The 428-nt window shown below is 61.2% G+C and carries 1 protein-coding gene; it reads left to right on the forward strand.

Annotation, left to right across the window (positions count from 1 at the left end; genetic code table 11):
• Positions 1-86: 86 nt before the first annotated feature.
• On the forward strand, positions 87-428 hold a 342-nt coding region (locus EOA27_RS40045; protein ID WP_145970975.1), incomplete at its 3' end, for an NAD(P)-dependent oxidoreductase.

Consider the following 428-nt stretch of genomic DNA (forward strand, 5'->3'; position numbering starts at 1 on the left):
GTGCTGATCGCCCAAAGTGGGCGAGGGCACGAGGACCGGACCGCTTCCATCACCCAAGACAAGATCGGCACAAGCGAGATCGTTCGATGAGACATGTGATTTTCGGCGGCGACGGTTTCGTCGGCCGCCACCTTGCCCCCAAGCTTGTTGCCGACGGCGAAGAGGTCGTTGTCGCCGACATCGTCAAGAGCGATCTGCCGCATTATCGCTCGGCTCGTTTCGTCACATGTGACGTCACCGATCCGGCCTCTGTCGCGACCGTCGGGCTCAGGGGAGAGGACATGGTCTACAACCTGTCGGCGAAGATGCTGTCGCCGATCCAGGTGCGCGCCAAGCGGCACGACTTCTTCTTCCCGGTGAATTTCCACGGCACCGAGAACATCATGAAGGCGATGGACAAGGCCGGCGCCTCGAAGCTCGTCCACTAC

Source organism: Mesorhizobium sp. M2A.F.Ca.ET.037.01.1.1 (assembly GCF_003998075.1).
GTDB lineage: Bacteria > Pseudomonadota > Alphaproteobacteria > Rhizobiales > Rhizobiaceae > Mesorhizobium.